Here is a 22870-nt window from a genome sequence, read left to right on the forward strand (position 1 = left end):
AGTTAGATGGATAATGAAAGCTTTATTAGAAAAGGTTTACATTTGCAGGGGTTACCAAGCTACGAAAAAGATGTCCCATATATTGAAGATATACTGAAGACGATGAAGATAGCCGAAAATTCTCTGCAAGCATATCCCTATTTAAACATGGAAGTTCCGATAATGGTTGTAGATAAGGAGTTAATGAGATGACTGATATAGCTTTTTGGACCGCAACAGAGCTTGGTCCACTAATTAAATCGAGGCAGTTATCACCAGTAGAATTGACAAAACACATATTAAACCGTATTGATAAGATTGATTCAATTCTCCGGACGTATATAACTCCACTACCTGAACTTGCCCTTCAACAAGCAAGAGAGGCTGAAGATGATATCATGCATGGTAAGTACATCGGACCTCTGCACGGAATTCCAATCGGCATAAAAGATAATTATGTTACGAAAGGTATAAGAACAACTGTCGGATCGAAGCTTTTTGCTAATTTTATTCCTGAGGAAAGTGCGACAACAGTAAAAAAACTGTTAGGAGCAGGGGCAATAATGTTAGGTAAGCAAAATATGCATGAACTCGCAGCTGGTTCAACGGGCACAAATCCATTCTTTGGGACTACCCGCAATCCATGGAATACAGATTACATGCCAGGTGGATCAAGTGGTGGTGGTACTGCGTCCTTAGCAGATGGTTTAGCGACACTTGCAACTGGGACAGACACATTTGGATCTATTCGATTACCAGCGGCCATGTGTGGAGTATACGGATTAAAGCCAACTTATGGTCTTGTTAGTACTTATGGTGTTATTCCATCAGCTTGGTCATTGGATACTGCGGGACCAATGGCGAGATCTGTTTCAGACTTGGCTCTCATGCTTAATTATATGGCCGGTTTTGATGCAAATGATCCTGCAAGTCTTAAAGTAGCGGTTCCCAATTATACAGAAAATCTTAATAAAGGAATTAGGGGAGTAAAAATAGGAATTCCTTCGTATTACCTCGAAAGATTGGACTCAGATGTCGAGAAACTTTTTCTACACGCAATTTCAATACTTAGAAGTTTAGGGGCAGAAATAAAAGAACTTGTTATCCCTGAGTTAGCTATGGCAACATTCGCAGGCTATGCAACTGTAACTGGAGAAGCCTCTGCATTTCATTATGATTGGCTTCAGAAATATCCAAAGGACTACTCGGAGGATATTAGAACTTTCTTTCTAGCAGGGACATTAACGGGTACACCCCAGTATGTCAGAGCACAACAAGCAAGAAGAAAAATGGTGAAAGCGTTGGATCAAGTATTTCAAGACGTTGACATCCTAGTCGGCCCGACTATCCCGATTACAACCCCAGCTTTTAGTGATAGTTGGATAGAGCAAAATTTGGAAGTTGTAAAACGGTGCTTGCCATTTACTTCTCCTATAAACTTAACAGGGTTACCAAGCCTAGCGGTCCCAATGGGTTTAGACAAGCGGGGACTTCCTGTTGGTATGCAATTGATTGGCAATCATCTTTCCGAAAAACTTCTATTGCAGATCGGAAGCGCATGGGAAAATAACGAACCATTAACGATGACGTTACAGGGGACATGAGGGAGAATAGAGATTTTTTTGGATCATCCAATACAGTCCCCTATTGCGCAGGGGCACACAGGGGACTGATTTTTACTTATTTATAGCAAAGCCTAATAACTCTTCTCTTTTTTTATAAAACTCTTTTAAAAAGGTTTGCTCATATGCGTATCCAGCATGCATCAAGATTTTTTCATTATGATTGGCAGCGGCTAATTGCAGTCCAACAGGTAGTCCATTATTAGCAATTCCACATGGGATTGATAGGGCAGGTTGGCCTGTTAAATCAAAAACAGCTGGAATCCGAATCATCGTGTTAAAGACGCTATCAGTTACACCGTTAATTTCAACCATTTCCTCACCGATTTTTTGGGGAGTGATAGGGATCGTTGGTGTGGCCAACACATCGACTTGCTCAAACAGCCTTTCAAATTGCACCGTTAACTGGCCCTTTCTTTTAAGAGCTTTAATATAATCAAGGGCTGTGATCGCATGACTATGTTCAAGTGATGCTTTCACATCGAGACCAAATGAATCTAATGCAGATACAATTGAATTTTCATGAACAAATCCTGCTTCTGCAATACCAATCCCGAAGGAAAGGGCAAGATCTTCAGGTGTGAACGGAATATCAATTTCGATTAAAACCGCACCTAGGCTCTCTAAATCTTTTAAAGCTTGATTATAAAGGGAGGCAGTGTTCTCATCGATACCTTCGTTAAAATAATTTTTGGGCACACCGATTCGTAATCCGCGAACATCCTCTTTCAGACTGGATGTGTAGCTCATTCCCGTCATAGCTTCCATCATGATCGCCATATCTTTCATATTTTTCGTTAGCGGTCCGATATGGTCAAGTGTCCATGAAATATGTTTGACTCCAGCTGGATTAATGAGGCCGTGTGTCGGTTTTAAACCGATGACGCCACAAGAAGAGGCAGGGATTCGGATGGATCCAGCCGTATCTGTTCCGATTGAAGCGACACTTAAACCAGCGGCCACAGCGGCTCCTGACCCACCACTTGATCCACCAGGGGCATAATCCTTGTTCCATGGATTTTTAACAGCTCCATAAAATGGATTGTTGGACGTAATGCCGAAAGCATATTCATGCATATTTACTTTACCGAGATGAATAGCACCTTCTCGCTGAAGAGTGCTGACAACATGAGCATTCTCATCAGGTATAAAATCTCTATCGATTTTCGATCCGCTCGTTGTCTGAATCCCTTTCGTATTCAAATTATCTTTATAAGAGAGCGGAATTCCTTCTAATATCCCCGTTGCTTCATTGGCCATATATTTTTTCTCAGCAATTTCCGCTTGCTTTAGAGCAATCTCTTCCGTCACCGTTATATATGCATTCAAATCCTGTAATTCACTCACTCTATCTAAAAAATTCCGAGTGATTTCTACAGGTGAAAATCTCCTATTCTTATAACCTTCTATTAATGAATGAATTGAAATATGTTCCAATCAGCAAACCCCCTGTAATTTTTCTGAAAAAAGACATAGTATCTGCATCATATCATAAAAAGCCTTGGCACTCGAATAATGGCAATAATAGCTATGGTCAATCTGTAAAGTATGAAAGGTGACCACGGAGAAAGATTAAGATTTACCTTAAAGGGGAATTGTTGACTGTCTAGCCCAATTTGGTACGATTATTTATGATCAAGCTTTAGATTAAAAGAGCAAGATCACTACATACAACGGAGGAACTTTTATGTATGACCCAACCGTTTTCGAAAACCTAAAAGTGGCGTTTGAAAATCATGTGTATGATTTAGATAATTTAGATTGCGCAATAACGATAGGCAACCGGGTTGATCGAATGGATTTTTCTATTCTGACTCGGGAGTTCGCTATTCAATTTTCAAAGTTAGATCAACCAAATGTGACAGCTGAAATTGTTTTGGAAGCAAAATTGGAAGATTTAGCCGGAGAAATATTAGAGTTGCCTAACTCAAATTTTGGATGCTCACTCATGTTGCGATTCTGTAAGAAGGTTGAAGAGGTGGATATACAATGCTCGAAAATTGAGCAAACATTGAATGGGATCTGGGAAGATGAAATCGAGATATCGCAAACATTGAGTTTTAACTATAAACAAGAAGCGTCTGGATATGAGAATACGATAGAAGTAAAATTTAAGCAGAAGATGAATGAAGAAAATATGAGTGAGATAGGTGAATTTCTTCATCATGTGTTAATTACATTGGATATGTTATTTGAGATCTAATACACGGTAAAATACGTGCCTGTCCGTAAAAGGGTCAGGCACGTATTTTAGGCTGTACCCTCAAAATGGGATGAGAAAAAGTAGGGAAAAAGAGGGTTTTCTAGGTAGTATTGCAAGTGTTCACAAAGAGGTAGTTAGACTTTCCATTCAGCTATTTTGCACGTTTTAATTTCCGGATGTCAGCCTTAACGTCTAAATAATCTTCATTGAGTACAAGAACTTTCGTTTCAAGCTCATCAATTTGATCACTTAAATTTTCTTCAACGCTAGTAATTCGATCCATTACTTTCACATGATTTTCTTCTACTTGTTTTGCTAACCCATCGACACGTTCAGAAAGCCCGTCAAAACGATCGGAAAGCCCGTCAAAACGATCGGAAAGTCCATCAACTCGATTGGAAAGTCCATCAACTCGATCCGAGAGTCCATTAACCTGGTTGGAAAGCCCGTCAGCGCGACTAGATAGATCTTTTACTTGTTGTGAAGACTCTAGTACAGCTTGCAAAATCATTTCCAGACTTACTGGTTGGTTCATCTTGCACACCCCCTTACAAATCTTATTTTCTATTATAGCCGAAATTGTCGAAGATTGCTTTCCTTTTTTGAATGTGATATTTATTGTTGCTAACAACAATTTCAAAAAGAATAACCACTAAAAATCCATCATACAAATAAAAGAGCGATCCCTGGTGATTTATGAGACACTTCTGTAGTATAGGCAATTAAAGGGAGGGATTTTATGTTAGCCATTACAAACGCTACCATTTATGAAGGAACTGGAAATATATTGAAGGGCAGAACGATCCTTGTCAAAGAAGGGATCTTTGAAATGGTTTCATCACTGGAAAAAGTTCCATTTAATTATAAAATAATTGATGCTGCAGGGAAAATTGTGACACCTGGTCTTATTGATGTGCATACTCATCTTGGTGTTTCTGAACAGGGTGTTGGAAAAGAAGGCAGTGATTTCAATGAAACAAGTAGCCCGGTTACCCCGCAAGTACGGGCGATTGATGGGATTAATCCATTGGAAAGCGGGTTCGAGGATGCAAGGAAATCTGGGATTACGACTGTTCAAGTAATGCCTGGGAGCGCCAATGTGATCGGTGGAGAAATGGTTGTTTTAAAAACAGTCGGTACAATTGTAGATGAAATGATTTTAAGAGAACCATCTGGCATGAAAGCAGCACTAGGCGAAAATCCGAAACGAGTGCATGGTGATAAAGGTAAAATGCCTATTACAAGAATGGGAATTGCTGCTAAACTAAGAGAAACATTGATAGAAGCACAAAACTATTTATATAGTGATGATAGAAATAGAAAATTAGGAATGGAAAATTTAGTCAAAGTCCTTCAAGGGAAAATTCCACTTCGCATCCATGCTCATCGTGCAGATGATATTGTAACGGCCCTAAGAATTAAACGTGAGTTTGAAATTGATATTACGATCGAACATTGTACGGAAGGCCATAAAATTGCTGAGTTTATTGCGAGTCATGATGTGCGAGTTTCTGTTGGTCCAACATTGTCCACCCGTTCTAAAGTAGAACTTCAAGACAAAGGCTGGTCTACGGTTAAAACATTGCTTGATGCAGGTGTTCCATGCTCGATCACAACTGATCATCCTGTGATTGGCATCGAATACTTAATAACAAGTGCCATCCACGCTATCCGTGGTGGAATTTCCGAACAACAAGCTTTGCAGGCTTTGACTTTAGATGCGGCGAAGCATTTAGGGGTGGAAGATCGTGTTGGATCAATTGAAGCTGGAAAAGATGCCGATTTTGTTATCTGGTCCGGGAATCCATTCGATCTGAGAAATAGAGTGGAGAAAGTGTTTATTAATGGCGAACCTATCTAGGTTATTTTTTACAAAGGCTTGAATCCATAAATACTCCCTGCTTTAAAGGAGAAAGGCTTTACAAATGAAATGAGGTAGCCTCTTTGCACATTTTTTCTATATAATAGAAATAGAATGCTTGAGCATCGGGGGGAGTGAGATTCAAGTGGATATAGTACTAAACAAGATTTTTGTTGGAAAGCCAAAAACAGTTGGGAATAAAGAGGCAAAAGAACCGATGGATCGTGAATGGACGAGTGGGATTTTTAAAGAACCAATTCATGGACCTGTCTGGGTAAGTAAAACTAATGTAGCAGGGGATGGTCAAGCCGATCTCAAAAATCATGGAGGTCCGGAAAAAGCCGTATTTGCATATCCTTCTAATCACTATACATACTGGCAAGAGAAAGAAAATTTTACAAATATCGTGATAGGTGGAATGGGTGAAAACTTTTCCATTGAGGGAATTGGAGAAGCAGATATTTGCATTGGTGATACTTACCAAATCGGTGAGGCGATTGTCCAAGTTTCGCAACCAAGACAGCCTTGTTGGAAGCCTGCTCGCCGTTTTAAAATAAAAAATTTAGCCTTGTTAATACAAGATACCGGGAGAACGGGTTGGTATTTTCGCGTCTTGCAAGAAGGGTATGTTGAGGAAGGGAAAAGTTTTCGTTTACTAGAGCGGCCTTATCCAGAATGGACGATCGCGAAGTGCAACTATATAATGCATGTTGATCGAGAAAATATCGAAAAATCACGAGAACTTGCCAATAACGCCTTGCTTGCTTCCAATTGGAAGAAAACTTTAACAAAGCGGGTGGAAAAAGGTGAGTCTTCGAATGTTCGAAAAAGGGTCATTGGACCAAATGAATAATCAAGAAAGAGCTGTCTAAAAGGTTATTGCTTTAACCTTTTAGACAGCTCTACTTTAATTTGTGATCGTTTCCGTTTGCCTAAGCTCTGTTCGCATACTTAATGATACGAGCGCAGAAATAAAGGCAATCATTACAACCCCGGCACCAACGGAAGCAGTGAAGGTAACAGAACCAGTGTGCTCCATCACTAAGCCCCCAATGCCTGAACCTAGTGCAATCCCTATTTGTAAAGCAGAGTTATTAAAACTTTGGTGAATGTCAGAAGTGTAACGGTCTGACTGGATAATATAATCTTGCAGTGGTGGGGCAAGACTCCAACTTAGTGCTCCCCATATCATCATTACGATAAGAAAGATCGGAAATGAAAAAGTGAAGTGGGGAAGCAAGAATAAAACAAGGGCAAATGCACCAATAACGATTAATATGCTTTTCGTTGCACCAATGCGAGCGGCAAGTCCGCCTCCGAATGCTCCGCCTCCAACAGCAGCAAGTCCAAACAGAAAATAACAAATACTAATCCAATATTGATTTAAATGTAAAGTCGACTCTAAAAATGGTGTAAAGTACGCGTATAAGCTGTAATGTCCAGCTAACATGAACAACATCGCGAAGTGAGCAGCAGCCATTTTTTTATTAGCTAGTGCCTTAATTTGTACAGATAAAGGCTGACTCTTCTCAGATGGGATTTTATCTAAGAAAGCATATATGAGAACAATGGAGCCGATTGTAAGTATAGCAATCCCAAGAAAAACAGTACGCCAACCGAATGTATTCGTGATGAGAATTCCAAGGGGCACACCGAGTACAAGGGATGAACTGATTCCCATATAAATAACTCCTAATGCTTTTGCTCTTTGGGCAGGTTTTACAACTTTCGCTGTCATTGTTAAGGAAAGCACGATGACCAAAGCGGCACTCATGGCTGTAATCACTCTTGCTATCATAATAAGTGTAAAAGTTGGACTGAAGTAGGTAATGACATTCCCAATAAAAAAGATTGACAACGTCATTAAATATAATTTTTTTCGCTCTATTTTCGCTGTTATCGATAAGAGGACAGGTCCAGCAATTGCATAAACGAGAGCATAAATCGTGATCAACTGTCCTGCAGTTCCGATCGTAACATGTAAATCATCAGCTATGATGGGCAAAATTCCACCTACAATTAACTCGACTAAACCTACAATAATCGTAGATGCTGCCAGAATAAAAACTTTTAAATTCATCTAAACTCCTCCAAATTCCTTCAATCAATAACACAAAAAATCCCAACTACAAGATGGTGCTTTTGTAGTCAGGATTTAAATGGTTCCTGGTAGAGACCCTCAAACCTTATTATTGAGGTTATACAAAAAAATATATTTACCATTGTACAATCTATCATGCTTTTTCATAAAATTCAAGGGTCTGTGCTTTAGAGATTGATAGGAAACTATTGTGAAAATATGATAATTAATATATCAGCAAAATTGTCCATCACAACATCTTCCTAAGAATAAAATGAATTTATATTGATGGAAAGTAAAGACTATACACATGAACAATATCCTTATCGAGGTGGAAGGATGCCGGATTATATTGAAGTTATTTTAAGATCATTACTTGCTTTCGGTCTTTTGCTAATTGGAGCTCGCATATTAGGAAAACAAACAGTGTCACGAATGACGATGTTTGATTTTGTAACAGTGATATCTTTAGGGGCAATCGCGGCAAATTTAGCTTTTAATATATCAATGAAGTTATATCAGACATTTATAGCTCTCTCTTTATTTGTTGGAATTAGCTTTCTAATAGCGATATTTTCTTTGAAAAGCCAAAAGGCTCGTAAGTTTTTTGCTGGGGATCCAACGATCGTTATTCAAAACGGAAAAATATTGGAAAATAATATGAAAAAGATGCGTTACACAATTGATTATTTAAGTCAGCAATTAAGAGAAAAAGATGTTTTTCGTATAGAGGAAGTACTTTTTGCAATAGTTGAAACGAATGGAACTTTAACAGTTCTCAAAAAACCGCAATTTCGAAATGTTACAAGGCAGGATTTAGCTTTAACAGTTAACCCTGAACAGAGATTGCCTATAGAGCTAATAATGGATGGGGAAATTATCCAAGAAAATTTAAAACAAAATAATCTTTCTCAAGAATGGCTTCATACCGAATTACAAAAACGCCATGTCACTGTAGGTGAGGTTGTATATGCAGTATTGGCTATAAATGGGAACATCTACATAGACCAATATGATGATCAAATTCACTCACCAATGGATCGGGAATAAGGAGGCAGCCCATGACTAAATTCAGGACTGCCCGATAAATTCTAAGATTACAATTTAAATTGTTGGACTAGCTCATTTACTTTGACATTGGGGGAAGAACATATACTCATTGCGAGAATTAATGAATCTGTATCGGAATTAAGTGAGGTGCAGGAGTTAAAGCAGAGGGTAAATATGTACATAGACAAATATGAAGAACCGAATGACTCGATTTAGAATTAGCAAAAGTTTCAGAGGAATATATCATGTAACATTGCATAAGAAAAATCCTATTAGTGGGGGTAAACGTTATTCACAACAACATCGCTTTAGACATATAGATAAATGGGATAAATATCAGATTAGGAGGATGTCTAAATGTACGGGAATTATTACCCCCACCCAGTCCATACCCCGATGGTTAGACAGAGAGTTTCGTTGCAACAGGCTCAGGATATTGCGCTAAAGCGTGTGCCAGGTCAAGTTTTACACGTTGACATGGATCTAGATCATGGAGTTCTCGTGTATGAAATTTTTATATTAACTTCACAAAATCGGATGTTTGAGGTAGAAGTTCTTGCAAAGTCCGGGAAGATCCTAAAAGTTGAAGAAGAAGATGATTTTGATTGAAATTTATTTGAGAACGATGCTTAGAATAAATGAGCATCGTTTTTTTATATTCTAAAAAAGCGGATTATCATTCATTTGACATACCTTACAAGGCAGGAATACAAGGGAAAGACCAGGAATTGTGTTGAGAGATAGAAGAGAACGTCAACTAGGGAAAACGTACGTTTCTATTTACCTACACTCTATGATAAACTTAATGTATATAAAACCATTAGGTGATCAGATGACAAAGTTGATAAAAATAGCGGCGAGAACGCTAGTAGAATATGTATTTCGCACTGGTAGTATTGAGTCGGGGTTTCGCACGGCAGCCCCACTTCATAATGGGACGAAAATTCATCAAAAAATTCAAAAGACCTATCGTGAGACGGACCAAAAGGAAGTATATTTGGAAACTGAAATATCGTTGGATGGGCTCACCTTTCAAATTGATGGACGTTGCGACGGTCTGTTAATGGATGAAGATGGTGAAATCACTATTGATGAAATTAAATCTACTTCCCATTCACTTGAACGAATTACAGAGGAAACTCATCCTGTTCATTGGGCACAGGCGATTGTCTATGCCTACATTTACGCGAAAGATCATCATTTAGATAAAATGAATATTCAACTAACGTACGTTCAAGTTCGTACAGAGGAACAAAAAGATTTCCAACGAAGTATGACATACAACGAGCTAGAGAGCTTTGTCATGGATGTGGTAGCGCGCTATGCTTCTTATGCTCGTTTAAGAATAAAGCTTCGAGAAAAAAGGAATGAGAGTGCGTTATCATTAGCATTTCCCTTTATACAATATCGCGAAGGACAGCGTAAACTAGCAGGAGCTGTCTATAAAACAATTCAAGAAAAAAAGACGTTGTTTGCTAAAGCATCTACAGGAATTGGCAAAACTATTTCTACTATTTTTCCAGCAGTGAAGGCGATTGGTGAAGGACATTTAGAACGGATTTTTTACTTGACCGCCAAAACGATTACTCGCACGAGTGCTGAGGAGGCTTTTCGTCTTCTACAAGCTAAGGGGCTTGAGCTCACCGTTGTGACGATCACCGCAAAGGAAAAAATTTGTTTTCAGGAAAAAGTAAAGTGCGATAAAGCCGAATGTCCATTTGCCGATGGTTACTATGATCGAATTAATGGTGCTATTTCCGATATTTTGGAACATGAATCCTTGTTAACGCGGCCTGTCATCGAAAAATATGCACGGAAACATATGGTATGTCCTTTTGAATATTCATTGGATTTAGCCTATGCCGCGGATGTTGTCATCTGTGATTATAATTATATTTTTGACCCGAGAGTATCTTTACAAAGATTATTTGAGGAGCAGAAGAAAAAGACGGTGCTTTTAATTGATGAGGCCCATAATCTAGTGGATCGAGCTAGAGAGATGTATTCAGCAACAGTTGAGAAAGCCCATTTTCTCGATTTATATCGGCTCTATAAAGGAGAGAAAAAGGAAATTGCGAAGTCGGCCAAAGCGGTGAATGATCATTTATTAAAAAAGAAAAAGGAAAATGAACTGCTTGAAAAAGAATTGGATGATCAGCTTGTAAAGTTAGTCGATGCATTCGCCTTTCATGCTGAAGAAGAGTTAACAAAAGATGGTGAGGCGGGCGAACTTTTGCTTGATACATATTTCAAAGCACAGGCATTTGGTAAAATTGCTAAGCTTTATGATGAGAAATTCACAAGTTATTTAACTATCGACGGCAGTAATGTCGAGTTGAAATTATTTTGCCTTGATCCGTCTTCACAACTTGAGAAAATGGGGAAAGGTTTTCGAGCGAAAGTGTTCTTTTCAGCGACATTAACTCCAGCAGGTTATTATATGAACTTGCTAGGCGGGCGAGAAGATGATTATGTACTTTCCATTCCATCACCATTTGACCGAGATCATGCGGAAGTGATCATTCAGCCACTATCAACTAGATACCGTGATCGCGAACGAACTTTACAACCAATGGTGCAGTTTATCATTGATTTGGTAAAGCAGAAAGCTGGAAATTTTCTAGTCTTTTTCCCGTCATATCAATATATGCGCACCGTTTATGAGCAATTTATAGAGAAGGTTCCTGATGAAAGAACGATTGTACAAGATGTTGGTATGACGGAGGAGGAACGCGAAGCTTTTCTCGAAGCTTTCCAAAAGAATAATGACCGAACAGACCGATTGCTCGGTTTTGCTGTACTAGGCGGAATTTTTTCGGAAGGGATCGATTTAAAAGGGGAGAGGTTACAAGGGGTTATCATTGTAGGCGTTGGCTTGCCGCAAATTGGCTTAGAGCGTGATATTATCAAAGATTATTTTCAAGCGGTCGGTAGAAATGGCTATGATTATGCGTATGTCTATCCAGGAATGAATAAAGTGTTGCAAGCGGGCGGAAGACTGATTCGGACGGAATCGGATCGTGGTGTTATTGCGTTGATCGATGATCGATTTTTGCAACCGAAATACAAAGCAATGTTACCGTATGAATGGCAACATTTTTATACTGGTTTACAATAAAATATTCACTAAGAAAGAAAATACACTTCAAATTTTGAGCCTATCTCCAGTTTTGTGTAAAATGGAAGATATGCAAATATTAGGGTAAAATGGTTAAAGCATTTTGATTGTAAGGAGGTGTGCGACATGAAAATGGATGAAAAGAAAATGCGAAGAGAGCTAGAACAGAGGTTAGAAAAGCCAGGAAGGTCATTTCTATATGACCGTGAGAAAGAAAGTCTTCGAATTGAGAGCAAGGAAACTGGCAAAGGCATCGAAGTGGCTCTGTCACCATTAGTCGCTAAATGGCATGAACGGAAAGATAAAGTGATTGAGGAAGTTATCTATTACGTGGAAGAGGCCCTTCGTGTAATGGGGAAGGAACAGAAAGTTGCAGGGCAAGAGAAGAAAATATTCCCTGTCATTCGCTCCACTTCATTTCCGAAAGAAACTGGAGAAGAAATCCCGTTTTTCACGGATGAACATACAGCTGAAACAAGGATTTATTATGCTTTGGACCTAGGGAATACATATCGGCTGCTTGATGAAAAGTTAATCGAAAAAGAAGGATTGGATCCTCAGAAAGTTAGGGAAATCGCTCGGTTTAATGTAAGATCATTACCGACGGATATGAAGAAAGACACTGTCGCAAGTAATGTTTTCTATTTCTTAAACACGAATGATGGCTATGACGCCAGTCGAATTCTTAATGAGAAATTTTTACAAGAAAAAGCCGATGAGATCGAAGGCGAGATGGTTGTCGCTGTTCCTCATCAAGATGTTCTCATTATTGGCGATATACGGAATGCAACAGGATATGATATTCTCGCTGAGTTAACAATGAGCTTTTTCACATCTGGAAAAGTTCCAATCACCGCACTTTCGTTTACATATGAAGATGGTAAACTCGAGCCGATTTTTATTTTGGCACATGATCATAAGAAGAGTGATGGAAAGGGGAAGTAAGGGATGAATGTTTTTTATAATTTGCAAGGGATCGGCGATACACTTTTAATTGCGATTCAGGATGTAGAACACAAAACCGTCGAACGCAAAGGTGATGTTGCACGAATTTATGATGAACAAACGAGGCAAACAGGTGGATTTAATATTTTTAACGCTTCGAAATATGTTCAATTGGATGCGAATGGAAAAGTTGAGTTAAATGAGGAGCTCGCTGGTAAAATCAACGAAGCGATCCAACAAAACGGTTTTGACGAAAAGCTAGAAGCTGATTTTTCACCTAAGTTTGTTGTTGGATTTGTTAAGGAAAAAGAAAAACACCCGAATGCAGATAAATTAAGTGTTTGTAAAGTGGATGTAGGAACAGAAGAATTACAAATCGTTTGCGGTGCTCCAAATGTGGATGCAGGTCAAAAAGTAGTTGTCGCTAAAGTAGGCGCGGTTATGCCAAGCGGAATGATTATTAAAGATGCCGAACTTCGCGGCGTTCCATCAAGTGGTATGATCTGTTCAGCAAAAGAGTTAGACTTGCCTAATGCTCCACAGGAAAAAGGCATTCTTGTTTTGGAAGAAGATCGTTATCAAATCGGCGAGGCTTTTCAGTTTTAAAAAAAGATGCGGACGGATTCGTTCGCATCTTTTTAGGTTGTCCCGTATTAAATAACTGTGAAATTCAAACCATTGAAGTTTCACTTTACTTTATTAATGGTTAAAAAGTAAGTGAATTATGGATAAATAAACAAATGGATGTTGCGAAAATCTCCTGTTATGATAAAATTTTGACTGCTTGACTTTGATGAGAGTTCAAAGTCAGAATAATAAAATGATAGGAGTGTTTGCTTGAAAACGAATAGTTTGAGAGAACAATGGTTTGGTAATATTCGGGGCGATATTTTGTCGGGAATTGTTGTGGCTTTAGCCCTCATACCTGAAGCGATTGCCTTTTCAATCATCGCTGGAGTTGATCCAATGATTGGATTGTATGCTTCTTTTACAATGGCAGTTGTCATTGCTTTTGCTGGAGGTAGGCCAGCGATGATTTCCGCTGCTACTGGAGCAATGGCGCTTGTCGTCGTTTCACTTGTAGCTGATCACGGCTTGCAGTACCTGTTAGCGGCTACGATTTTAACGGGCATCATACAAATTATTTTCGGGATTTTTAAATTGGCAAGGTTTATGAAATATGTTCCGCGTTCTGTCATGATTGGCTTTGTCAATGCTTTAGCTATCTTAATTTTTATGGCACAGTTGGAACATTTTGTTGGCGAAAAATGGAAAATGTATGTAATGGTAGCAGGAGCACTCGTCATCATTTACCTTTTTCCGAAATTAACAAAAGCCGTTCCTTCTCCTTTAGTTGCTATTATCGTAATTACGGTGATTGCGATTATGACGAATAGTGGAGTAAGAACAGTAGGGGATATGGGGACATTGAAATCTGCTTTACCAACTTTTTTAATCCCAGACGTCCCATTTAACTTTGAAACGTTGAAAATTATCTTTCCGTATTCACTTTCATTGGCTTTAGTTGGATTGTTGGAATCCTTGCTCACCGCTTCCATTGTCGATGATATGACAGATACATCAAGTAATAAAAATATGGAAACACGTGGACAGGGTATTGCCAATATCGTAACCGGATTTTTTGGAGGAATGGCGGGCTGCGCAATGATTGGCCAATCTGTGATCAATGTGAAGTCGGGGGGGAGAGGTAGACTATCTACATTTGTAGCTGGTGCGTTCCTCATGTTTCTCATTATTGTATTAGGAAATGTAGTTGTTCAAATTCCGATGGCTGCTCTTGTCGGTGTGATGTTTATGGTATCAATTGGAACATTCGACTGGGCTTCGTTAAAAAATTTACGTAGAACTCCTCTAACAGATTCGGTTGTTATGATTGTTACGGTTGTCACAGTAGTAGTGACGGGCGACCTTTCTAAAGGAGTATTGGCAGGAGTTATTTTAAGTGCCATTTTCTTTGTGGCCAAGATTTCGAAACTGAAAGTGGAGTCGAAAGAGACTGGTGACAAAAAGGAATATCAAGTCGTTGGACAAGTCTTTTTTGCCTCTGTTGAAGAGCTGATACGTTCCATTGACCTAAATGGTCATGAAAAAAATGTTGTTATAGACTTTAGCAATGCTCATGTGTGGGATGATTCAGGGGTAGCCGCAATTGATAAGATTGTATTAAAATTAGAGGAAGTTGGAAAAACTGTTCGTTTGATTGGGTTAAATAAGCCAAGTTCTCAATTAGTCAATCGTTTATCGGTTCATAATAAAGTATAAAGCAACCAGTTCGAAGGGAGGGTCATAATGATGTATAAAAGAATTTTATTAGCTGCAGACGGATCTGACTATTCTCTTCGTGCCGCTGAGGAGACACTGAAAATTGTTAGCATGATGGAAGATGTGACGATCGAGATCGTTTTTGTTATGGATTACTCAAAGGCAGCAACGGAAGTGTTACACAGTAAAAATCCAGAGACTCTTGAATTCGAAAGGCGTCAAAAGCTAATTCCAATTGAAGAAATGTTTAAGCGAGCCCATATTAATCACAAAGTAACAATGTTGCACGGAGACCCCGGACCAGCCATTGTTGAATACGCCAATAAACAAAATTGTGACATGGTTATTGTTGGGAGCAGGGGCTTAAATACTTTACAAGAAATGGTGCTTGGTAGTGTTAGTCATAAAGTAGCAAAGCGAGTTAACTGTCCTGTATTAATTGTAAAATAACAAATTGAATAGTTTTGTAGAAAAGCTGACTCTTTAAACGGAGCCGGCTTTTTTGCAGTTTGTTTCCAAAGGAGTTTTTAAGAACTAACGAATAATGTAAACTATTATTGAGGGATTCCAGTATGTATGGTACGCTTTTTAAAAAAAGTTGTCGAAATGGGGTCGGAACTTGGTGAATCAAACTCAAAGTGGTCCAACTCAGACTTACGGTCGGACTATCGGGCGAATTCTTATTTTGCAATTATTGTTTATGGTTTTTACTATAGTAGGATTGGGCGTGTTTGGCTTTTTTCCTGCCTTGTTAGCAGTGATGGCGGTTGTACGCCAATATAAAAGAGAAACAGATGATGCACCGATACATAAAATGTTTTGGCGTTATTATAAAGAACTATTTTTAAAAGGTAATCTCGTTTGTTTGCCGTTTTTAGCTGCTTATGCTGGGCTAATTATACTTATTCAGCATTTTCAACAAATTGGTTTAAACCAATATGGCATCTATGCATGTTACTTTGTTGCTTTATTTTTACTTATATTTTGGATATATGGCTTGCCAGCTCTTGTCCATTTAAATATGAACTTAGCCCATTTTATAAGAGGGACATTACTTATTTCTATGATCCGTGCTGTGCACACAGTTGGAATTGCTTTCATTATTATTGCTGTGGGATGGATTGGAATTAATGTATCTCCAATCGTAGCGGTTTTATTGATAAGCACTGCCGCGTATTGGTGGATATCGATCGCACTACATGCCTTTTTAGGCTTCGTCTCCGAACCTGAAGAATAGTTTTTTGTTATCTTAGTCTATGTTCACGAACGGCAATGGGCCGTTTGTGAACGGGTTTAAATCAGACCACGCCATCCTTCGCTATCCCCTCCCTACGGAATTTTCTAAGAAGATGATCTGTCTCAAAGAGGTCATCTTCTTCAATTTTCCTTAATTTTGTAAATGTGTTTCCCCAGTCCCGCTTGTTTGCCATTTAAGTTACTCAATATAAATAATAGATTACAATATTGAAATCTATTGAAGTGCAAAATCTAATATATTATTATTAGACACATAAGTGATTACTTATGTAAGAAAGAGGTAAACGAATGAACATTCAAAAAATGGAAGGTGTTTTGAAAGCAATTAGCGATGAAAGTCGGCTCAAAATACTTTGCTTTCTATCCGTGGATACTTTTTGCGGATGTGAATTGGTCGACATTCTCGAACTAAGCCAACCAGCTGTCAGTCAGCATTTGAAAAAACTAAGAGAGGTCAATCTTACAAATGAGGAGAAAAGAGGAAGGTGGGTGTATTATTCTTTAAATAAGCAACATGAATTATATCCATTTATTCTCCATTTGGTCAGTCTTTTACCACCTTTAGAAATTTCGAGCAAGAGAAAGACATGTAACTAGGAAAAGAGGAAGAAAAGAAGTGGATTTATTCTTAGCAATAGCGATATTTATAGTAACCTTGATTTTCGTTATTTGGCAACCAAAAGGTTTATCGATTGGTTGGTCAGCGTGTGGAGGAGCGGTGCTGGCGCTACTAGTTGGGGTTGTATCTATTCAAGATGTTGCGGATGTTACCGGGATTGTATGGAACGCGACCCTTACTTTTGTTGCCCTCATTATTATCAGCCTTATTCTGGATGAAATTGGCTTTTTCGAATGGGCGGCTTTACATATGGCTCGGTTTGCGAAGGGGAGCGGAGTGAAAATGTTTTTACTCGTCACAGTATTAGGAGCAATTGTGGCCGCTCTATTCGCTAACGATGGTGCCGCATTGATTTTAACGCCAATCGTTCTCGCGATGGTACGTACCCTAAATTTTAAAGAAAAAATGATATTACCATTCATAATGGCTTCTGGTTTTATTGCCGACACAACGTCCTTGCCATTTGTTGTAAGCAACCTCGTTAATATTGTATCAGCAGACTTTTTCGGTATCGGTTTTGCTGAGTATGCATCAAGAATGATAATTCCGAATCTATTCAGCTTATTAGCTAGTATGGGGGTACTGTTTATTTACTTCCGCAAAAGCATTCCAAAAAAATTTGCGACAGATCAACTGAAAATGCCCATCGAAGCGATTCGTGATCTGAAAATGTTCCGAATGTCTTGGGGTGTACTGGCTATTCTACTAATTGGTTATTTCGGAAGTGAATTTTTCAACATTCCTGTTTCCTTCATCGCTGGAGTAGTGGCAATCATTTTCTTATTAACAGCAAAAAGAAGTCCAGTTGTTCAAACTAAAAAAGTCATAAAAGGCGCGCCATGGGCGATTGTCTTTTTTTCCATTGGTATGTATGTTGTTGTCTATAGCCTTCGCAATGTCGGACTAACGAGTGTTTTAACGGATTTAATCCAGCTTGCAGCAGATCAAGGTCTTTTCATAGCAACGATTGGGATGGGGTTTATCGCTGCTATTTTATCTTCGATTATGAACAATATGCCGACTGTTATGATTGATGCTTTAGCCATCGCGGATACGAATACAACAGGAGTAACACGAGAAGCGCTTATTTATGCAAATGTGATTGGTTCTGATCTAGGTCCGAAGATCACACCGATTGGCTCTCTTGCTACCCTTTTATGGCTTCACGTATTAAAGACAAAAGGAGTCCGCATCTCGTGGGGGTATTATTTAAAGGTTGGAGTTCTTTTAACGGTACCTACACTTTTCATTACTTTATGTGGTTTATGGATTTGGCTTTTGCTGTCATGAAACATATAAACTATTAACATATTTGGCTTTCCTCTCAGGCCCAAGAAGAAATTAGCGTTTGATTGAAACAAAAGAAGTTCAGACCTTCGATTCTATCTAAAGAAATTTCTAAAGTTAAGAATAAATAGATTCAATATTTTGAACGAAGCATGCTACAATTACAATATAAATACATAAAGAGAGGGATGCTCGTATGCAAAAAGCTGTTGAAGTTATTCATAATGGGATGGTTTTGAGAGGAATGGAGCATATTCCAGAAGGGGAAAAGTTACCCGCTGTCATTTTATTCCATGGTTTTACAGGTAATAAATTGGAACCGCATCGCTTATTTTTGAATATTTCCCGGGCTTTGGAAGCGAAAGGGTTTGCCAGTTTCCGTTTTGATTTTCTTGGTAGTGGAGAGAGTGATGGCGATTTCAAAGATATGACCGTTAGAAAAGAGTGGGAAGAGGCTGGGACTATTTTTGAATTTGTCAAAGCCCATCCAAAGGTGGATACAGATCGGATCGTTGTATTGGGATTAAGTATGGGTGGCCTAGTTGCTAGTTTGCTTGCAGGTGACTTACAGGCTGAAATCGAAAGGCTTATCTTAATGGCTCCCGCTGGAACAATGGGTATATCTGTTGAGCGGATGAGAGAAAACGTACCATTTATCGAAAGTTTGGACGCTTATGATCACGGAGGCAATTTAGTCGGCACTGCTTTTGGTGAAGATTTAAAAACGATTAATGTTTGGTCACAAGCAAGTCAGTATAGCGGCAAAGTTTTATTAATTCATGGTACAAACGATCAGGCTGTTCCATATGAGGTTTCTAACCTTTATATCGAAAAGTGTTATGGCGATCAGGCAACCCTTCATACTATTGAGGATGGGGATCATACTTTTAACTCCTATTATTGGGAAAAGGATGTCATTGAAGCGATTCTAAAGTTTGTCGGAGAGTGACTATTCCGGTTGACCGTTACCTAACTAGTGAGGAAAGTAAAACTGTCGTTTGGGGTATTAATTATTGCGATACTGTCATTTCACAAAAAAGACTAAAACCGCCCATTGAGTTCCTCGACTCTGGCGGTTTTTAGCACGTTGTGTGCCGATGACTCCATACGGGCACCAGCTTTGCACATTCGTTTCAATGTTAGCCGCATCGAAACGTTTTTTTATTTTATGTGTTCTTTTATTTTAGTATGCTCGAATAATCTGAAAGTGAACCCCCCCTATAGATTGAATTTTAACTTATTGTTCAAAAGTACCTTTTACAATAGCTACTGCATCCTTTACCATCATTTTCCCCATCGCAAAAACTGTATCAATTGACAAATCATCGCGATTTAAAATAACAAGATCCGCATCTTTACCTTCCGCAACGACTCCTTTTTGCTGTAATTTTAAAATAGCGGCAGGATTCTGGGTAATCACCCTTAAGGCCAGTTCAGGTTCAATTTTTTCTTGTAAAATCGCATCCCTCACTTCAGAGAAAAGAGAGGATACTTTGCCGACCTGTAATCCAATAAACTCTCCATTTTCATCAAAATCAGGGAGGCTTCCTTGCGCATCAGAAGTAAAGGTGATTTGTGAAATGTCCACTCCTTGATCGAGCATTCTTTTTAAAGCAAGACTGCATTTCACTTCGCCTTCTTCAAAAAACTTAGGAATGCTGCTTGTTGTAAAATCGACATACCCTCCGCGCTTTGCAAAGTCGATCGCTGCTTCAAATAAATGAGGGTTCCGATTCATATGAGTCGGATAAAACTGTTTAATCGGAATCGCCGTTGTATCGATCACTTTTTCAATTAGTTCCACATGATCGAAGCTATCTCCAACGTGGATATTGACAATGCCTGCTTTACCGGAAAGCATACCGCCGATCCGAGCAGCTGATGCAATTTTAGCTAGTTCCTCGACTGTTGGTTGGGAGGAACGATGATCGGCAATCGCAATTTCTCCAGCTCCGATGATTTTATCAATTAATATAATATCGTCTTCAATTGTGCCTGTTAGAGTTCTAACAGGTACTTGATAAGAGCCAGTTTGTGCATAACAGGTGATACCTTCTTCTTCTAATCCTCGGGCTTTTGCAATGAGATTAGTCATTGTTCGTGTTGTACCGTCTGTTCCGATCACTCCGACAATTGTCGTAACCCCAGCTAAAGTTGCATTCGTTAATTGAAGTTCTGGTGTTCTCGTTTTATAGCTGCCTTCACCACCACCACCTGTTATATGGACATGGGCATCAATGAATCCTGGTACAATCATTTTCCCCGTCGCATTGATGACGGTGATCTCCACAAAATTTGCAGGAACTTCAATACGATCTTGAATAAAGCCAATTTTTTGATCAACAAGCAGGATATCTTTTTTTCCTAAATAATCTGGAGCATAAATTTCTCCGTTTTGGATGAGTGTTAACATAAGTTGACGCCTCCTAATAGCCAATAACGACTGCAATCATAATAAAAACAATTGAAATAGCCATTAATAATAATAAAAATTTATAAATAAATTTAGCCCAAATTCCCCAATCCACTCTTGCAGCACCTAATGTTCCAAGTAACGAGGCTGATGTCGGAACAATAATATTCGTTAAGCCATCACCAAGTTGAAATGCAAGAACAGCGACTTGACGAGTAACACCTGCAATATCAGCAAGTGGAGCCATTAATGGCATCGTTAAAGCTGCCTGTGCTGAACCAGAGACAACGAAGAAATTAAAGACGGATTGGAATAAATACATAAATGTAGCCGAAAGCATATTTGGAAAGTCACCAATTAATTCGCCAGCACCGTACAAAGCAGTATTTAATACGGACGGGGTATCGGGACTATCTCCACCGAGAATAAGGACAATTCCTTTCGCCATTCCCACAACAAGTGCAGCAGGTAGCAAATCTTTTGCTCCCTCGGTAAAACTAGTAGCAAGATCATTAATCCGCATATTGTTTAATTTAAATACGATAGCGATGAACCCGGAAACAAGTCCAATCGTAAAAAATTGGGTGGCGATTTCTGGAATGTAATAACCGCGCTCCGTTACACCCCAAACGATCCAGATAATCCCTAATAGCAAAGTTAATAAAACAAGAATATGTCCGAATGAGAATTTAGCAGAGACTTGATCTTTTGCTTCTTCAGAATGAAAAGATTGATCTGAATGATAGGAAAGAGATCTCATTGGATCTTTTTTTACTTTGACGGCATGGCGCCATGTGAAAATAATTCCAATTAACGTAAAGACGATCCACATGATAATTCTTAGACCTGACCCTGATAGGACGGGAACTCCAGAAACACCTTGAGCAATTGCGACACTAAATGGATTCATCCACGAGGTCGCAAAACCAATTTGAGTAGCGATATAAGTAATTAAGACAGCGGTCAGCCCATCATAGCCCATCGTAACCATCATCGGAGCTAGAATGAAAGCAAAAGCAATTGCTTCCTCCCCCATTCCGAAAACGGCACCACCAAGGGAGAATAGGAAAAATAAAATTGGTATTAGGAATATTTCCTTCCCTTTCGATTTAGAAATCACGGATAAAAGACTTTCTTCAATCGCACGAGTTTTCATTACGATGCCGAAAGCTCCTCCGATGACAAGTATAAAAGCAACAACGCCAACTGCAGAACCCCATTTATCACCAGAGGTAAGTCCCTCAAAAACATAGTTTAGAAATCCCGTCTCACCGCCTGATTTAAAAAGAGCGGCTCCTTGACGAATGAGATGACCATTTTCATCTTTCAAAAATTCAAAGCTTCCTGGTTGAATAACAGTTCTCGTATTTTCTTCACCGTTCAGTGTGTATGTAATTTCTTCTGTTTGAAACATTCCGACTGGAACAATAAACGTTAGAATTGCCGAAAATAAAACGACGAAAAAGACGATTACAAAAGTGTGCGGCATGTTCCATGTTTTTTTCTGATTCATGATGTAAACTCCTTCCATATGTACATCGGACAGTATAACACGGATTTGCATAAATAATCATTTGGTAGAAATTTTAGCATTTAATTTTTCCTATTCACAAAAATATTGTAAAGCTCCCTTCAGTTTACTCAATTGCTTGAACAGTCATTATAGAATATACAGAAACGGTGAATCCTTCTATAAAGTAAAACGTATGTAAAGAATAATCAAAAAAATATACGGAGTGTGAATCCATGTCTAGGAAAGAAAAGACGAAAAAAGGCTTTGGAAGGGGAGTTACGGTCGGAGTCGCTATTGGCGTTGCATTAGGAGTGGCTCTGGATAATCTTGCATTAGGTGTTGTTATTGGAATTGGCATCGGATTTGTTTTCGAATCGTCAATCTTAGATAAAAAGAAATAAGGAGGATGAACTAATGGGAAATGAAGGATACTTTGTAGGATGGGGCACATTGGCGCTAATTAATGCAGGATTAGCTCAAGGGAAAAATAGAAGTGGTTTAGCTTGGTTCCTTATTTCATTACTTTTAGGCCCGATTGCAACTTTTATAATCGTAATAGCGAATAAAAATTAGGGAAGTCACACTTTATTCAATTCCACTTGGCGATAGCGGAGAGGGAATATGATAGAATAGGGGCAAT

General features: G+C 38.8%; 24 protein-coding genes and 1 riboswitch. Of the genes, 19 read left to right on the forward strand and 5 right to left on the reverse strand.

What is annotated here, in order from left to right:
* The first annotated feature begins 6 nt into the window (after positions 1 to 6).
* Both BN1243_RS21100 and BN1243_RS21105 read left to right on the forward strand, forming a co-directional pair.
* A complete protein-coding gene (locus BN1243_RS21100; protein ID WP_062110158.1) occupies positions 7 to 192 on the forward strand; it encodes a hypothetical protein in 186 nt (61 codons plus the stop codon).
* Entirely contained in the window at positions 189 to 1583 is a 1395-nt protein-coding gene (locus BN1243_RS21105) for an Asp-tRNA(Asn)/Glu-tRNA(Gln) amidotransferase GatCAB subunit A (RefSeq protein ID WP_062110159.1), read from the forward strand. The genes BN1243_RS21100 and BN1243_RS21105 overlap by 4 nt, the downstream gene beginning before the upstream one ends.
* A 72-nt stretch (positions 1584 to 1655) precedes the next feature.
* On the opposite strand, the gene BN1243_RS21110 is transcribed toward BN1243_RS21105, so the two are convergent.
* Positions 1656 to 3038 carry an amidase gene (locus tag BN1243_RS21110; RefSeq protein WP_062110161.1) on the reverse strand — a complete coding sequence of 461 codons (1383 nt, stop codon included), beginning with the start codon at positions 3036 to 3038 and terminating at the stop codon, positions 1656 to 1658.
* A 250-nt stretch (positions 3039 to 3288) separates the two neighbouring features.
* On the opposite strand from BN1243_RS21110, the gene BN1243_RS21115 reads away from it, so the two are divergent.
* Positions 3289 to 3804 carry a hypothetical protein gene (locus BN1243_RS21115; protein ID WP_062110163.1) on the forward strand — a complete coding sequence of 172 codons (516 nt, stop codon included), beginning with the start codon at positions 3289 to 3291 and terminating at the stop codon, positions 3802 to 3804.
* Between the two features lie 151 nt (positions 3805 to 3955).
* Here the strand turns inward: BN1243_RS21115 and BN1243_RS21120 are convergent, their stop codons facing one another.
* Positions 3956 to 4339 carry a hypothetical protein gene (locus BN1243_RS21120; RefSeq protein ID WP_062110165.1) on the reverse strand — a complete coding sequence of 128 codons (384 nt, stop codon included), beginning with the start codon at positions 4337 to 4339 and terminating at the stop codon, positions 3956 to 3958.
* 204 nt (positions 4340 to 4543) lie between these two features.
* On the opposite strand from BN1243_RS21120, the gene BN1243_RS21125 reads away from it, so the two are divergent.
* Positions 4544 to 5665, forward strand: a complete 1122-nt coding sequence (locus tag BN1243_RS21125) for an amidohydrolase (protein WP_062110167.1) — start codon at positions 4544 to 4546, stop codon at positions 5663 to 5665.
* A 145-nt stretch (positions 5666 to 5810) separates the two neighbouring features.
* Positions 5811 to 6518: an MOSC domain-containing protein gene (locus BN1243_RS21130; protein WP_062110168.1), complete on the forward strand. Its 708-nt coding sequence runs from the start codon at positions 5811 to 5813 to the stop codon at positions 6516 to 6518.
* 54 nt (positions 6519 to 6572) lie between these two features.
* Here the strand turns inward: BN1243_RS21130 and BN1243_RS21135 are convergent, their stop codons facing one another.
* The gene (locus BN1243_RS21135; protein WP_062110170.1) at positions 6573 to 7745 is read right to left on the reverse strand and encodes an MFS transporter; all 1173 of its coding nucleotides are present in this window, start codon (positions 7743 to 7745) and stop codon (positions 6573 to 6575) included.
* Positions 7746 to 7790: 45 nt separating this feature from the next.
* Positions 7791 to 7891: riboswitch (purine riboswitch) on the reverse strand.
* A 193-nt stretch (positions 7892 to 8084) separates the two neighbouring features.
* Here BN1243_RS21135 and BN1243_RS21140 point away from each other — a divergent pair.
* From BN1243_RS21140 to BN1243_RS21190, 12 genes are all read left to right on the forward strand, one after another.
* Positions 8085 to 8795: a DUF421 domain-containing protein gene (locus BN1243_RS21140; RefSeq protein WP_062110171.1), complete on the forward strand. Its 711-nt coding sequence runs from the start codon at positions 8085 to 8087 to the stop codon at positions 8793 to 8795.
* An 87-nt stretch (positions 8796 to 8882) separates the two neighbouring features.
* Positions 8883 to 9011: a hypothetical protein gene (locus tag BN1243_RS22905; RefSeq protein ID WP_268258076.1), complete on the forward strand. Its 129-nt coding sequence runs from the start codon at positions 8883 to 8885 to the stop codon at positions 9009 to 9011.
* A gap of 141 nt (positions 9012 to 9152) precedes the next feature.
* Positions 9153 to 9404 (forward strand): PepSY domain-containing protein, encoded by a 252-nt coding sequence (locus tag BN1243_RS21145; RefSeq protein ID WP_062110172.1) that lies wholly within the window; start codon positions 9153 to 9155, stop codon positions 9402 to 9404.
* A 223-nt stretch (positions 9405 to 9627) separates the two neighbouring features.
* Positions 9628 to 11913: a helicase C-terminal domain-containing protein gene (locus BN1243_RS21150; protein ID WP_062110173.1), complete on the forward strand. Its 2286-nt coding sequence runs from the start codon at positions 9628 to 9630 to the stop codon at positions 11911 to 11913.
* Positions 11914 to 12039: 126 nt separating this feature from the next.
* Positions 12040 to 12858 (forward strand): DUF1444 domain-containing protein, encoded by an 819-nt coding sequence (locus tag BN1243_RS21155; protein ID WP_407638874.1) that lies wholly within the window; start codon positions 12040 to 12042, stop codon positions 12856 to 12858.
* Between the two features lie 3 nt (positions 12859 to 12861).
* Entirely contained in the window at positions 12862 to 13464 is a 603-nt protein-coding gene (gene ytpR, locus BN1243_RS21160) for a YtpR family tRNA-binding protein (RefSeq protein ID WP_062110174.1), read from the forward strand.
* A 231-nt stretch (positions 13465 to 13695) separates the two neighbouring features.
* Positions 13696 to 15141, forward strand: coding sequence for a SulP family inorganic anion transporter (locus BN1243_RS21165; RefSeq protein WP_062110175.1), 1446 nt, complete (start codon positions 13696 to 13698; stop codon positions 15139 to 15141).
* 30 nt (positions 15142 to 15171) lie between these two features.
* The gene (locus BN1243_RS21170; protein ID WP_062110853.1) at positions 15172 to 15591 is read left to right on the forward strand and encodes a universal stress protein; all 420 of its coding nucleotides are present in this window, start codon (positions 15172 to 15174) and stop codon (positions 15589 to 15591) included.
* Positions 15592 to 15763: 172 nt separating this feature from the next.
* Positions 15764 to 16378, forward strand: coding sequence for a YesL family protein (locus BN1243_RS21175; RefSeq protein ID WP_230200346.1), 615 nt, complete (start codon positions 15764 to 15766; stop codon positions 16376 to 16378).
* 308 nt (positions 16379 to 16686) lie between these two features.
* Positions 16687 to 16995 (forward strand): ArsR/SmtB family transcription factor, encoded by a 309-nt coding sequence (locus BN1243_RS21180; protein WP_062110178.1) that lies wholly within the window; start codon positions 16687 to 16689, stop codon positions 16993 to 16995.
* Positions 16996 to 17014: 19 nt separating this feature from the next.
* Positions 17015 to 18307 carry an arsenic transporter gene (locus tag BN1243_RS21185; RefSeq protein WP_062110180.1) on the forward strand — a complete coding sequence of 431 codons (1293 nt, stop codon included), beginning with the start codon at positions 17015 to 17017 and terminating at the stop codon, positions 18305 to 18307.
* 193 nt (positions 18308 to 18500) lie between these two features.
* Entirely contained in the window at positions 18501 to 19253 is a 753-nt protein-coding gene (locus tag BN1243_RS21190; protein WP_062110182.1) for an alpha/beta hydrolase, read from the forward strand.
* A 288-nt stretch (positions 19254 to 19541) separates the two neighbouring features.
* On the opposite strand, the gene iadA is transcribed toward BN1243_RS21190, so the two are convergent.
* Positions 19542 to 20717, reverse strand: coding sequence for a beta-aspartyl-peptidase (gene iadA, locus BN1243_RS21195; protein WP_062110184.1), 1176 nt, complete (start codon positions 20715 to 20717; stop codon positions 19542 to 19544).
* A 13-nt stretch (positions 20718 to 20730) separates the two neighbouring features.
* Entirely contained in the window at positions 20731 to 22230 is a 1500-nt protein-coding gene (gene yfcC / locus BN1243_RS21200; protein WP_154669919.1) for a putative basic amino acid antiporter YfcC, read from the reverse strand.
* Between the two features lie 233 nt (positions 22231 to 22463).
* Here yfcC and BN1243_RS22410 point away from each other — a divergent pair, with 233 nt between their 5' ends.
* Together BN1243_RS22410 and BN1243_RS22415 are read left to right on the forward strand one after the other, a co-directional pair.
* The gene (locus BN1243_RS22410) at positions 22464 to 22631 is read left to right on the forward strand and encodes a glycine zipper domain-containing protein (RefSeq protein ID WP_195892142.1); all 168 of its coding nucleotides are present in this window, start codon (positions 22464 to 22466) and stop codon (positions 22629 to 22631) included.
* 13 nt (positions 22632 to 22644) lie between these two features.
* Positions 22645 to 22803 carry a hypothetical protein gene (locus BN1243_RS22415; RefSeq protein WP_195892143.1) on the forward strand — a complete coding sequence of 53 codons (159 nt, stop codon included), beginning with the start codon at positions 22645 to 22647 and terminating at the stop codon, positions 22801 to 22803.
* Positions 22804 to 22870: the final 67 nt, after the last annotated feature.

The sequence above is a fragment of the Bacillus niameyensis genome, from assembly GCF_001375535.1.
In the GTDB taxonomy this organism is placed as follows: Bacteria; Bacillota; Bacilli; order Bacillales; family Bacillaceae_C; genus Lederbergia; species Lederbergia niameyensis.